The organism is Mycolicibacterium canariasense (assembly GCF_002101555.1).
GTDB lineage: Bacteria > Actinomycetota > Actinomycetes > Mycobacteriales > Mycobacteriaceae > Mycobacterium > Mycobacterium canariasense.
In genome coordinates this window covers 1-11,660 of the sequence record NZ_LQOL01000021.1, presented here as the reverse complement: position 1 = coordinate 11,660, position 11,660 = coordinate 1, and the positions used below count along the sequence as shown (strand labels likewise).

Here is an 11,660-nt window from a genome sequence, read left to right as displayed (position 1 = left end):
ACACACCCAGCCAACCAGACACCCCAATCACAGGCCGACAGCAGCTGACCGTTCTACACCCTCAATCATGAAGAGCCAGTTTGTCGGAATGGCCGCATCAGCAGGTGATCGACCGGCGCCCTGCCGCCGGCGTCGATGTCCTACACCGCCATCAGCGCGCCTTTGACCTACTCGATCGCCGCCCGGCCAACCAGAACGCCGTCCACGTCTTCCGAGATCGATTCCCGCACAATATGATTGATCGCGCTGGCGACGTCGGCGTAGAAGGTACGCGTACCGACGACACGGCCCTCCCACTGTCGCGCCTCGCCAACCACGACGACGGTGCGCACCGCGCCGGCCGGCGAATCGCGCCGATGAGCGTGGCAGGCGCACGTCCGAGCCGACCGTGCAGCCAACTGGCGATCATGACGGGTGCGGACATAGTGCCGCTGAGATGCCCGTGATGCGATGGACCCCAACGTTCGGTGGACCACAGGGCAGGCGTGAGCCCAAGTGTTCGCCTGACGCCGAGTTCGGATCTACTGTTCGCAACCATGACTTCCGGCGCGATCGACGATAAAGACCCGCCGTGACCGCACGAACGCACCGAACCCGGCACGACCGCCTCGGTAGCTACACCGGGGCAGCCAACCCAGGGCGCTCCCGGTAACCCCGGCCTCATCGGCCTGCCGCTCACGTTGGATCCCACCTTTCAGAGGGGTATCGCAGAGTTTTGTTCCCAGGGCTGTTCCCAAATCGCGCGGCGCTCGGGGCGAGACGACTCCTCGCCGACGCCGGCCGACACTTGTTTGGCTCGAACAACACACCGACGCGGCGCCGACGTCGATGCACCGAAGATAAAGGTCGTGCATTGAGGCCGACTGGAATCGCCAAGGTAGTCGTCAAGGGCGGCACTCCGTTTGCGATACTGCCCGTGCGTGCAGCTTGGTGCGATGCCTCGTGTCACTCGGGCCAACGCTCGCGACATCAGTCACCCCTCCCGTGCGGGTGGGGCGCGGACCAGATAGAGATACAGGGGTGGATCAAAACACACCGACGCCGGCGCGCTGGCTTCGCAGCATCTTCACCGGATGGCAGATGCCGACCTCCCGTCCGGTCGACAAGGAGGGTGAGGGCGCCGAAAGCCTGATCGGATTCGTCCTTGCCGCCGCGGTGGTCGGCGCATTGACCGGGCTGGCTGCGGCCAGTTTCAGGATCGCTTTGACTCAGCTGTCGGAGTGGCGCACCGCACTCAGCCACTGGGCCCACGGCTCTGGGTGGGGCCTGTTGGTCGTCGTACTTACCTGCACGATGGCCGTCACCGCCGCGGCTGCGCTCGTCCGACGGTTGGAGCCACAAGCCGAGGGCAGCGGCATCCCGCACGTCGAGGCCGTCGTCGCCGGGCGCGCGGAGCCCGGGCGGTTTCGCATCCTGCCCGTCAAGTACCTCGGCGGGTTGCTGTCGATGGGCGGGGGTCTGGCACTGGGCCGGGAAGGTCCCTCAGTTCAGATGGGTGGCTCGATCGCCGTCATCGTCGCCTCGGTGACACGGCGCCCGCTCTCTGATCTTCGAGTCCTGGCAGCCGGCGGAGCCGCCGCCGGTTTGGCGACAGCGTTCAACGCCCCGATCGCCGGTGGTGTATTCGTCCTCGAAGAACTCGTGAAACGATTCGACCCGCGCACGACCATCGCCACTCTGGTTGCCTCGGCGGCGGGTTTCGGTGCCGCATACCCATTTGTGCACTCAGGTACCGACTTTCGCATGCCAGCGCTACAAGACCCGCAGATGAGTAATGCGGGCTGGGTGCTGGCCGTCGGTCTCTGCGCGGGCGCGCTCGGTGTTCTCTACAACAAGACACTCATGTTCGGCCTGCACATCGCCGACACCAGCCGCTGGCCGGCCGAAGCCCGTGCCGCCGCGATCGGTGTTGCCGTGGGCGTTCTCGTCTGGTTCGCTCCCGACCTTGCCGGCGGCGGCGACAATCTCACCCAGAACGCCCTCCTCGGGCACGGAGCAGCATGGGCCGTACTGGGGATCTTGGTATTGCGCTTCTTTCTCGGCGCCGCGTCCTACGCCGCGGGAACACCGGGTGGCTTGTTCGCTCCGATGCTCGTGCTCGGCGCCTACACCGGACTGCTGGTCGGCCTGGCCGCGGAGCATCTCAATCCCGAGACCGCTCCCGAACCGGCAGCGCTCGCTCTGATCGGCATGGCCGCCTTCTTCACCGCAAGCGTCCAGGCGCCAATCACCGGTCTGATCCTCGCCACCGAACTCACTGGCACCACCAACCAGCTGCCGCCCATGCTGGGCGCGTGCGCGAGCGCGCTCCTGGTGGCCGTCGCACTGGGTTCGCGCCCGATCTACGACCTGCTGACCGACCGTGCCGCCGCCGCGGCGGTTGCCCGCGAGAACGGGCCCCGCACACTCCAGGAAGATTGACCGGCTTCTACTGCGGAGAACATGGCTGCCCACAGGACTCCCTCGCGGGCAAGAACTTTCATGAAGCGCCAAGCAGAACGCACACCCAGTCAACATCTACGTCCCGCATCAGGGCGATGACAACGAATGACATTACTCAAGACCGCGATCAGAAATCGATATCGGCGGCAGGTTCCCCGCCGGCTGCGGTGAATGCAGCAAGCGCATCGACTAGGCCATGTCGCTGCCGTGCGGGCATCGCTTCCACCACCCGGGCGATCTCGCTGCGGCGCCTCATGGTCACCGTACGGACCGTCTTGCGACCACGAGGACTGAGCTCCACCATCAGCTCACGGCGAGAACTCGGGTGGGGCCGGCGTTCCAAGAGCCCGGCGGTCACCAGTCGTTCGACCATCCTGCCAATAGTGGACGGCTGCACGTCGAGAAGCCCCGCGAGCGTCGAGAGGTTTGATGGCCCTCGCGTGGACAAGATGACGAGCACGCGGAACTGGGGGATCGTGATCGACTCGTCGACATCGGCGATCGAACGGGCCGAAATCGCCACGAGCAGACGGGAAGCCGTAATAAGTGCATCAGTGATGGCATCAACCGACGTCTCGGCGGACCCGTCGACAGTCGTCCTTCCTTTTGAGTTCACTTCAAGCCCCTCCTGTGCAGCACAGTACCGGAGGGCCTGATGCGCACGACATCGATTCATACTGCTTCCCGCTGCCAATGCAGATGGCCACCCATAGCGCCGACCGATGCCCAAAGTTCCTCCCGCATTGGCCCACCGCACCGGAACACTGCCGCGCGTTGCGCACATCGTTGTTGCCCAACAACTTTCATGGACTGCAACATGCAGATCGCCTTCTCTCGGCGCTTACCATTGCATGGTGCAACTATTGCACTATGATCAGTTCAACTGAGAAGGGACACGGAGGGTGAAGATCGTCAAACACGTCCGACCAGGCGTTCACCTGGACCGACCAAGCGATTCCACATCAGAGCAAGCTGACCATCGGCGGACAGGTCAAGGCCCCGGTATGGGTGGCAGAGAAAACCGCCTCCCACGATCCCGCCGACGCTGAGGCGCTTGCGCGCCGACAACTACCGCTGGCTGCGGCGCTGCCACAACCAGTCTTGTACACCGCGACCGATCAGATTCAGGGTCATTTCAGCGCCGACGACCGAATTGGCACTCATCAACACCTACGAGACATGCAAACGTTCGTGAAACCCGCCATCGTCCTCGCGCTCGCGGCCACCGCCGCCGCGTGCAGCAGCCACCCGCAAGCCGGACCGGCATCTGCCCATTCCTCGGCACCGCCGAGCGGGTCGACAGCCATACAACAACTCGGGAGTCCCGCACAGGGGCAGGTGCCCGCGTGGGCGGTGATCCACTTCCTGGGTCGGCACGGGCTCCCTACGGACCATCCCTTGGACGTCACCGACCAGGCCTGCCAGGACCGGCAATGCCAGCAATCGGTGATCACCGACACTGTGCAGGTCACCTCGTTCGCCACCGCCGCAGCTGCCCAAAGCTACGCCCGCCGGCACAGCGCTCGCGCCACGGCCAACATCGTCGTCACGTTCTCGCCAGTGCTCAGTACCATTGAACGGGAACAGCTGTGGTCGGCAGTTACGGAGGCAGTGCAGTGAAAATGCCGATGCTCGTCGTCGCCGCCCTCCTCGCGCTGACATCTTGCGCAAGCAATCCGGCATCCAGCACCACCCCCGCACCGGAGGCTGGGATGCCACTGAATCGATTGTCCGCCAGAGATGTTGCCGACACCATCACACGCTCCGGGATGCCGACGCCGAACGCACACGATGTCACGGCGGCGAAGTGCCCACAGCTGCACTGCACCGGCGCCGTCGACTCCGACACGGTATCGATCGTCAAGTTCGCCCAGAGCGGCCCCGCCGAACGCTACGCCGGTAGCACCACCAACAGCTATGTCGTCGAGGACATCGTCCTGGTGTTCGCCGAACCCACCAGCCCTGCTGACCGGACCGCCTACGAGCACATCGTGGAACGGGCAGCACAACAGTAGGAACCGGCCTACCAGCGTCGGAACCCCCGACGGCGAGCAAGGGGGCCGCGTTGAGAATCGCCATCAGCGGGGTGGGCGTGGCAGGACCGACGCTGGCCTACTTGGCGCGGGCAGACCAGAGCCGACGCTGATCGAGGTGGCGCCGAGGTTGCGCACCGGTGGGTACGTCATCGACTTCTGGGGTCTCGGTTACGAAGTCGCACGCAGGATGGGAATCGAAACGACCATCCAGCAGCTCGGCTACCGTCGGAGCGGACGGACTGCACTCCAACGTACGTCGACTGGTCTTCGGCCGCGAAACCAACGTCGAGCACTATCTCGGATGCGTGGTCGCCGCCGCCGTCGTCGTCGATGGCTACCAGCCTCGCAACGACTTGGTGTATATGACATACAGCGCACCGGGACACAGCGTGGGCAGGTTCGCCCTACGCAATGACCAAACCATGCTGGGTACCTTCTGCGAATCTTGTATCAAACATGTTCCTATTCGGTAATATTCGACTTCTCCTGCCCTAGAGTCGGCTCATGTCCAGACCCGACCGAATGCCAGGGCGTGGCGAACTAGACGCCGCACTCGCCATCCTGGGCACAAAGTCAGCGTTGGCGTTACTCCTTGCCGCGAGGTGTGGTTGTCAGCGGTTCGGCGATCTCGTCGCACATGCTGGAGTTTCAGAGATGATAGGCGCGGCCCGCCTGAAAGGGTTCGTCGACGCGGGACTCATGGCTCGGCGCGCCTATCGGTCGCCACAATGCACCCGATACGAGTATGTCCTCACCGACCTCGGTCGGCGCAGTTTGCCAATATTGGGCGAGCTGGTCAGATTTGGCGCCGCGATCGGGCCAACCGATTCCACGGACGCGGCTGAAAGCTAATTACCTGTCACACAGCTGGCAATCCACTGTCAATGGGCCTGAGCCATAGGCTCTTTCGTTGCGGTTAGCCTAACCTGACTACGGCCGCCCCCGCCGGTGCGGCATCGGGAAGGGGTTAGCCTGCAAGGGATCTTCATCGGCACATTCCTGATCGGCCTGCGCGAGGGGCTCGAGGCCACGCTCATCGTCAGCATCGTAGGTGCCTTCCTGCGTCGCAACGGGCGATCGATCCGGCCGATGCTCGTCGGCGTCGCCGCTGCCGTTCTGCTGAGCCTTGCTGTCGGGGCGGGTTTGGACCTGCTGTCCTCTTCGCTGCCGCAGCGCCAGCAGGAGATGCTCGAGACCGTTATCGGCGCGGCCGCCGTGGTGTTCGTCACCACCATGATCATCTGGATGAACCGCCATGCCTTCGCACTCAAAGGCGAGTTGGAAAGCGAAGCGGCGCAGGCGATCAGCAGCGGTGGGTCATTTGCCCTGGCCGTGATGGCCTTCCTGGCCGTGCTCAAGGAAGGCTTCGAAACGGCGGTGTTCCTGCTGGCTGCAGCGCAGGCCACCCATGGCAGCCGGTGGGTGGCGCTCGTCGGCGGACTCGCGGGCATCGCAGTCGCCATCGCCATCGGGATCGGGATCTACTTCGGCGGTCTCAAGCTCAACCTGGGCCGGTTCTTCCGCATCACCGGGGTGTTCTTGATATTCATCGCCGCCGGACTGGTGATGAGCACGCTGCGCACGGCCCATGAAGCGGGCTGGATCGACGTCGGGCAACAGCGGGTCTTCGACTTCTCCTCCTGGATGCCGGCCCGATCGGTGGTGGGCGCCCTAGTCACCGGGATGTTCGGGATTCAGAGCGACCCCCGCGTGATCGAGGTGCTCGGCTGGCTGCTGTATGCGGTGCCGGTGCTTGTGGTTTTCCTCTGGCCGCAGCGCTACGCGCTGACCGGCCGTCTCAGACGCCGCGTACTGCTGCCGTCGGCGGCCGTTCTCGCCGTGACCGCTGCGGCGCTCGCCGTCCTGATTCCGGTGGAACCGGGACCGGCCCCAGGTGCTACCCGCCAGGTGGCTCTGACTTCCGGCGGCACGGCAACGGTGACACTGTCCCCCGCCGCCGGCGGCACCCGGGCGATCCAGGTCGGCGACGGGCTGCCCATCGTCCTCACCGCAGCCGGCAGAGATTCCACGGCAGGTGTCGATACCGAACTCTGGCAGGCCAAGGTGCCCGCCGATCCGGGCGTCCGAACACCGACGGTCACCCTCGCCGGACTGGCCGAACTGACCGGCGGTCGGGTACCTGTCGGACTCGGATCATCGCGCGCCCCAGGCCCTTTCGCGGCGACCTGGAGCGCCACCACGTCATACTTCGTCAGTGCGCACGGAGACACCCTGGTCAGTGCGCACGCCGACGGCAACCGCGTCGCCGTGCTGCGTGGCGGAGGGCTGAGCACGGACAAAACCGTCAGTCTGGGCGCACTCCCCACGGATTGGGCCACTTTGCCCGCCGAGGACGCGTCCGTGGGCAACACGATCACCCAGCTCACCGCCGACCGCGCCGAACGGATGCTGTGGCGGCGCTGGCTGCCGGGGTTCCTCGTCGTCGCTGCCGCGGCGGCCACCGCCATGGCCTTTCGTTCCTGCCGAGATCTCCCCACACACCCAGAAAGGCACCATCACGATGAACCCACCCCGAAACAAGACACTGTCACGTGAACTGCTGGTGGGCGCACCCGCACTCGTGGCCGCCGCAGCCATGGTGCTGAGCGGCTGCGGCTCGCACACCGACGCGGCCAAGACCTCACCGTCAGCGAGTGCTGGCGCCGGCAACGCCGTCACCGTGACCCTGGCCAACGACAACGGCAAGGACACCTGCACGCTGGACAACCCGACCGCCGCCGCCGGCCCGGTGACGTTCACGGTGAAGAACGCCAGCGCGCCGGGCATCACCGAGGTGGAAGTCATCAAGGACCAGCGCATCGTCGGCGAGAAGGAAAACCTCGCGCCTGGCCTGGACCCGGTCTCGTTCACCGTCACTCTCGACGGTGGCAAGTACAAGGTGTACTGCCCCGGCGCAGACCAGGAATACGTCGACTTCCGGGTGACCGGGCAGGCCGCCGCCGCCCCGACCGGCACCGTGCAGACCATCCTTGCCGACGGCACCAAGAGCTACGCGGCGTATGTAGTCGACCAGGTCAACCAGCTCAACGCCGGCGTCAAAGCGCTCGACGCAGCCATCCAGGCCGGCAATCTGGCGCAGGCCAAGATCGAGTACGCGAAGGCACGACCGTTCTACGAGCGGTCCGAGTCGAACGTCGACGGCTTCGTGCTGCCCGGTTTCGCGGTCGACGACAACGCTGGAAACCTCGACTACCTCATCGACATGCGCGAGTCCACCCCGGTCGATGCCAAGGTCGGATGGAAAGGCTTCCACGCGATCGAGCGGGATCTGTGGCAGGGCAACAACATCACTGCCGGTACCAAGGCCCTGAGCACCGAACTCGTCGGCAATGTCGGAAAGCTGGCGGGGATCGTCAACACCCTCCAGTACAAACCGGAGGATCTGGCCAACGGCGCCGCGGACCTGATCGAAGAGGTGCAGAACACCAAGATCACCGGCGAGGAGGAAGCCTTCAGCCATATCGACCTTGTCGACTTCGCCGGCAATGTCGAAGGCGCACAGCAGGCGTACGCAGCACTCCGGCCAGGGCTGCAGAAGGTCGATGCCAACCTCGTGGCACAGTTGGACCAGCAGTTCCAGGCGGTCCTCACCACCCTCGACGGTTACCGCGACCCGGCGGGACCCGGCGGATACAAGGTGTGGACTACCGAGCTGCGGGCCAGCGACGCGCCCAAGCTCACCGCGGTGATTCAGCCGCTGCATCAGAGTTTGTCCACGGTCGCCCAAAAAGTGGTCTCGGCGTAATGATGGACAGCGATCCGGCGCCGGATACCTCCCCGCACGCGGAGGTATCCCGGCGCGGTGTGCTCTCCGGCGCGCTGTGGGCGGGGCTTGGCGGCGTCGCCCTCGGCGCTGCAGCGGGCGGCGGGACGGCCTGGGCGCTCGCCTCCGACCGCACCGGCGACCTCACCGATACCGTTGACCTGTCGGCGAGTTACCCCTATTACGGTCAGGTACACCAGGGTGGTATCGCCACTCCACCACAACGACACAGCGTGTTCATGACGTTTCGATTCGACGAGTCCGCCGATCGAAAAGCGCTGCAGAGCTTGCTGGCTCGCTGGTCGGCAGCCAGTTCGACTCTGCAGCAGGGCAAACCGGTGGGTTCGATACAACCCGACGTCGACGTACGACCGCCCGCTGACACCGGCGACGCATTCGGACTCAGTCCGGCCGGGCTGACGGTGACCGTCGGCCTGGGGCCGTCGGTCTTCGGCAGCAGATTCGGCCTGGCAGGCCGGAAACCGGTTCTGTTTGACGATCTACCCCAGTTGAACGGCGACAACCTCGATCCGCTACTGACCGGCGGCGATCTCAGTGTGCAGGCCTGCGCCGAAGACCCGCAGGTGTGCTACCACGCCGTCCGCAATCTGGCCAGACTGGGCCGGGGCGTCGTGCACCCCTATTGGGCGGTACTCGGCTTCGGGCGCGCCTCTGCCGGCCCCGGTCAGCAGACGCCACGGAACCTCCTGGGTTTCAAAGACGGCACCCGCAACGTCGCCACAGATGACGAGTACCGCAAGTTCGTCTGGGTATCCGGTGCGGACCAGCCGTGGATGGAAGGCGGCACCTACCAGGTGGTCCGCAAGATTCGTATGCTGCTGGAGACCTGGGACACCGATCGCATCGGCAATCAGCAACAGATCTTCGGGCGGCACAAGGAGTCCGGTGCGCCGTTGACCGGCAAAGAAGAGTTCGACACGCCGGACTTCACGGCCATTGGGCCGGCGGGCGGGCCCATCATCGACCCTGTCTCGCACGTCGCGCTGGCCGCGCGGGAAAACAATGGGGGCATCATGATCCGCCGCCGGTCCTACAACTACACCGACGGCCTGGATCCCAACGGAGAACTGAACGCCGGGCTCCTGTTCATCTCCTATCAGAACGACCCGGCCCATTTCGTCACCATCCAGAACCGCATCGGCGCCCACGATCTGCTGAACGAGTATGTCCGCCACATCGGTTCGGCGATCTTCGCGATACCACCGGCGCCGGATTCCGGTCACTACCTCGCCCAGGAGATCTTCGGCTAACGGCTCCTCCGACCAGCGCACCGGCGCCGTGACTGGCAGCCAACTTGGGATCACAGATCCGCCAACCCGCTCGACGCATTCGACAAACACAATCCCGAGCACGCCAGGCGATCGCCGAACGGCACGTGCCGGAAGCGGGCCGGTCGGCGGCCTGATGAGCAGTAACGAACCCGAGCTGCGTGCCCGCAACGTCCCACAGCTCATTGCGCGTGAGCGGCTTCGTCGACATGGCAATAGTGTCACTAAATCGTGACACTACGGCCACATCTCGAACCGCTTATGGGTTCCAGCTCTGATCCAGCCATTGTTCGAATGTCTGCAATTGAGGGTCGAGGTCGGCGGTGAGCGCTCGATCTGCTTGGTAGGACGGTGGCGTGGCGAACCACGTGAACATCGCGCGCAGGTCGTCGTCGCCAGCAGCCGTGGCCGGCAGCGCTTCGAAACGCCCGGGCAGTCCGGCCCGGCGTCCGAAGGCGTCGGCAATCTGCGAGCCGGTCAACTCGTCGCCGGCGATCTCAACTGCACCCGCGGGCACGCGAGACGGCTCGATGAGCAACGCGGCGGCGACGGCGCCAATGTCGACCACGGCGACCATTTGCAGGGGAACCCCGTCGGGCATCGGCAGTCGCACGACTATGGCGCCGCCCTCGGGCACCGACGACTGGCTCAGCAGGTTGTCGTAGAAGAACGTCGGTCGTACGAATGTGGCTGGCAGTCCCAGGTTTTCGATGTACTCCTCGACTCGGCGCTTGCTCTCGAAGTGCGGGATCCCGGTGTGCCGCTCCGCACCCCCCACCGAGCTGTACACGAGATGCTCGACGCCGGCGGACTTGGCCGCATCAGCGACGAGGATGCCGTCGCTTACCTCACCGCTGGTGCCCCGACCCGAAGCCATCGTGGTCATCGCGAAGACACGGGCAACTCCGTCGAAGGCCGTCTGGAGACTCACCGGGTCGTCGAAATCGGCGACGGCCAATTGCGCGCCCGCAGCTACCAGGGCTTGCGCAGCCGGTTTCTCCGGGTCACGGACCAACGCCCGCACCGTCACCCCGGCGCTCAGCAGAGCCCGGACGGTCGCGCCGCCTTGCTGTCCGGTTGCCCCGACTACGGCGACCACACCAGATAACGCCATGTTCTTCTCCACTCACGAGGCACATCGGCCACGTCGACACGGGTGCGGCGACGCTCATTAGCGGACGAAAAATTCCGCATAACTGTAGGGTAGGTCGCGTACCGGAGTTTCGGCAATGCGAGCCGCGCTGCCCCTGTCAACGGGCGGTCCGGGCGTGGAACGGGAGTCAACGTGACCGCTTTGAGGCCAGGACTGCTGGCGCAGCCTGGTAGCGACCCCTATCGGGCTGCCACGAGTCCGCACACGTCGACGACGTCCCAACACCCCGCGACGGTGGCCCGACCGGTGCATGCCGACGAGGTTGCCGCAGTGGTGCAATGGGCCGCCGAGCGCGACTTGGTGATCGCAGTACAGGCCAGCGGCCACGGCGCGGGCGCACCGATCGAGGCGGACCGGGTGTTGATCGACACGTCGGCCCTGAATGACGTCGCGATCGACACCGAGACCGGCACTGCCCGCGTTGGCGCCGGCGCCACCTGGTCGGCGGTCAATGCCGTCGCCCAACGCCACGGTTTGCTCGGATTGGCCGGGTCTTCGCCGACCGTCGCGGTCGCCGGCTACACCTTCGGCGGTGGGGTCGGCTGGCTGACTCGCCCGTACGGGATGGCCAGCTCCGCGTTATCGGCCGTCGACTACGTCGACGGGCAGGGCCGGCTCAGACGAGCGGCCGAGGACGCGCACGACCCGACTGATCGGGCCGCGCTGTGGGCGTTCCGTGGCGGCGGAGGGGTGGGTGTCGCCACGTCGTTGATCTTCGACCTGGTGGGACCGCAGGCACTGTTCGCGGGATACAGGCTGTGGGAGATTCATGCCTTGGAGCCCGTCGTCGACGCATGGGCTACGGCGATGGCCGAGATCGGCGACTCGCTGACGACGAGTCTGAGTGTCCTCCACACTCCGCCGGGTGCGCCCTTTCCCGGCTCTTCACAGATGAGGGTGTAGAGGTGGTTGGCGCGTCGTTGCCGGGATAGAGGTCGAGGTCTCTCGAAAATGAG

At 65.4% G+C, this 11,660-nt stretch carries 11 protein-coding genes and 1 pseudogene; 9 read left to right on the top strand and 3 right to left on the bottom strand.

All coding sequences use genetic code 11. The annotated features are described in order from the left end of the window. Positions 1 to 167 precede the first annotated feature (167 nt). On the bottom strand, positions 168 to 332 hold the full coding sequence (locus AWB94_RS34470) for a hypothetical protein (protein ID WP_165605339.1): 165 nt from the start codon (positions 330 to 332) through the stop codon (positions 168 to 170). 688 nt (positions 333 to 1,020) lie between these two features. Between AWB94_RS34470 and AWB94_RS02790 the strand changes: the two genes are divergently transcribed. Beyond that, positions 1,021 to 2,421, top strand: coding sequence for a H(+)/Cl(-) exchange transporter ClcA (locus AWB94_RS02790; protein WP_234811592.1), 1,401 nt, complete (start codon positions 1,021 to 1,023; stop codon positions 2,419 to 2,421). Between the two features lie 148 nt (positions 2,422 to 2,569). On the opposite strand, the gene AWB94_RS02785 is transcribed toward AWB94_RS02790, so the two are convergent. Beyond that, positions 2,570 to 3,058: a MarR family winged helix-turn-helix transcriptional regulator gene (locus tag AWB94_RS02785; protein ID WP_062657330.1), complete on the bottom strand. Its 489-nt coding sequence runs from the start codon at positions 3,056 to 3,058 to the stop codon at positions 2,570 to 2,572. Positions 3,059 to 3,840: 782 nt separating this feature from the next. Between AWB94_RS02785 and AWB94_RS34465 the strand changes: the two genes are divergently transcribed. The 7 genes and pseudogenes from AWB94_RS34465 to AWB94_RS02750 all read left to right on the top strand — a co-directional run bounded on the left by AWB94_RS34465 (position 3,841) and on the right by AWB94_RS02750 (position 9,533). Then, on the top strand, positions 3,841 to 4,062 hold the full coding sequence (locus AWB94_RS34465; protein ID WP_131805310.1) for a hypothetical protein: 222 nt from the start codon (positions 3,841 to 3,843) through the stop codon (positions 4,060 to 4,062). Between the two features lie 149 nt (positions 4,063 to 4,211). Next, positions 4,212 to 4,457 (top strand): hypothetical protein, encoded by a 246-nt coding sequence (locus tag AWB94_RS34460; RefSeq protein ID WP_131805311.1) that lies wholly within the window; start codon positions 4,212 to 4,214, stop codon positions 4,455 to 4,457. A 50-nt stretch (positions 4,458 to 4,507) separates the two neighbouring features. Further along, positions 4,508 to 4,903: pseudogene (locus tag AWB94_RS35650) on the top strand (FAD-binding domain); the annotation flags it as partial. A gap of 79 nt (positions 4,904 to 4,982) precedes the next feature. After that, positions 4,983 to 5,330: a winged helix-turn-helix transcriptional regulator gene (locus AWB94_RS36215; RefSeq protein ID WP_084395203.1), complete on the top strand. Its 348-nt coding sequence runs from the start codon at positions 4,983 to 4,985 to the stop codon at positions 5,328 to 5,330. A gap of 96 nt (positions 5,331 to 5,426) precedes the next feature. After that, a complete protein-coding gene (gene efeU / locus AWB94_RS02760; RefSeq protein WP_234811591.1) occupies positions 5,427 to 7,034 on the top strand; it encodes an iron uptake transporter permease EfeU in 1,608 nt (535 codons plus the stop codon). Then, positions 7,000 to 8,244, top strand: coding sequence for an iron uptake system protein EfeO (efeO, locus tag AWB94_RS02755; RefSeq protein ID WP_234811590.1), 1,245 nt, complete (start codon positions 7,000 to 7,002; stop codon positions 8,242 to 8,244). The genes efeU and efeO overlap by 35 nt, the downstream gene beginning before the upstream one ends. Further along, on the top strand, positions 8,244 to 9,533 hold the full coding sequence (locus tag AWB94_RS02750; RefSeq protein WP_062657334.1) for a Dyp-type peroxidase: 1,290 nt from the start codon (positions 8,244 to 8,246) through the stop codon (positions 9,531 to 9,533). The genes efeO and AWB94_RS02750 overlap by 1 nt, the downstream gene beginning before the upstream one ends. 277 nt (positions 9,534 to 9,810) lie before the next feature. On the opposite strand, the gene AWB94_RS02745 is transcribed toward AWB94_RS02750, so the two are convergent. Continuing rightward, positions 9,811 to 10,665, bottom strand: a complete 855-nt coding sequence (locus AWB94_RS02745; protein WP_064961317.1) for an NmrA/HSCARG family protein — start codon at positions 10,663 to 10,665, stop codon at positions 9,811 to 9,813. A gap of 171 nt (positions 10,666 to 10,836) precedes the next feature. On the opposite strand from AWB94_RS02745, the gene AWB94_RS02740 reads away from it, so the two are divergent. Next, positions 10,837 to 11,607 carry an FAD-binding oxidoreductase gene (locus tag AWB94_RS02740; RefSeq protein WP_084395204.1) on the top strand — a complete coding sequence of 257 codons (771 nt, stop codon included), beginning with the start codon at positions 10,837 to 10,839 and terminating at the stop codon, positions 11,605 to 11,607. The last annotated feature ends 53 nt before the right edge of the window (positions 11,608 to 11,660 follow it).

Bases quoted from the DNA above. Each gene is read 5' to 3' on its own strand.
- AWB94_RS36215 (WP_084395203.1), top strand. From the start codon at position 4,983: ATGTCCAGACCCGACCGAATGCCAGGGCGTGGCGAACTAGACGCCGCA.
- AWB94_RS34460 (WP_131805311.1), top strand. From the start codon at position 4,212: ATGCCGACGCCGAACGCACACGATGTCACGGCGGCGAAGTGCCCACAG.
- AWB94_RS02745 (WP_064961317.1), bottom strand. From the start codon at position 10,665: ATGGCGTTATCTGGTGTGGTCGCCGTAGTCGGGGCAACCGGACAGCAA.
- efeO (WP_234811590.1), top strand. From the start codon at position 7,000: ATGAACCCACCCCGAAACAAGACACTGTCACGTGAACTGCTGGTGGGC.
- AWB94_RS02750 (WP_062657334.1), top strand. From the start codon at position 8,244: ATGATGGACAGCGATCCGGCGCCGGATACCTCCCCGCACGCGGAGGTA.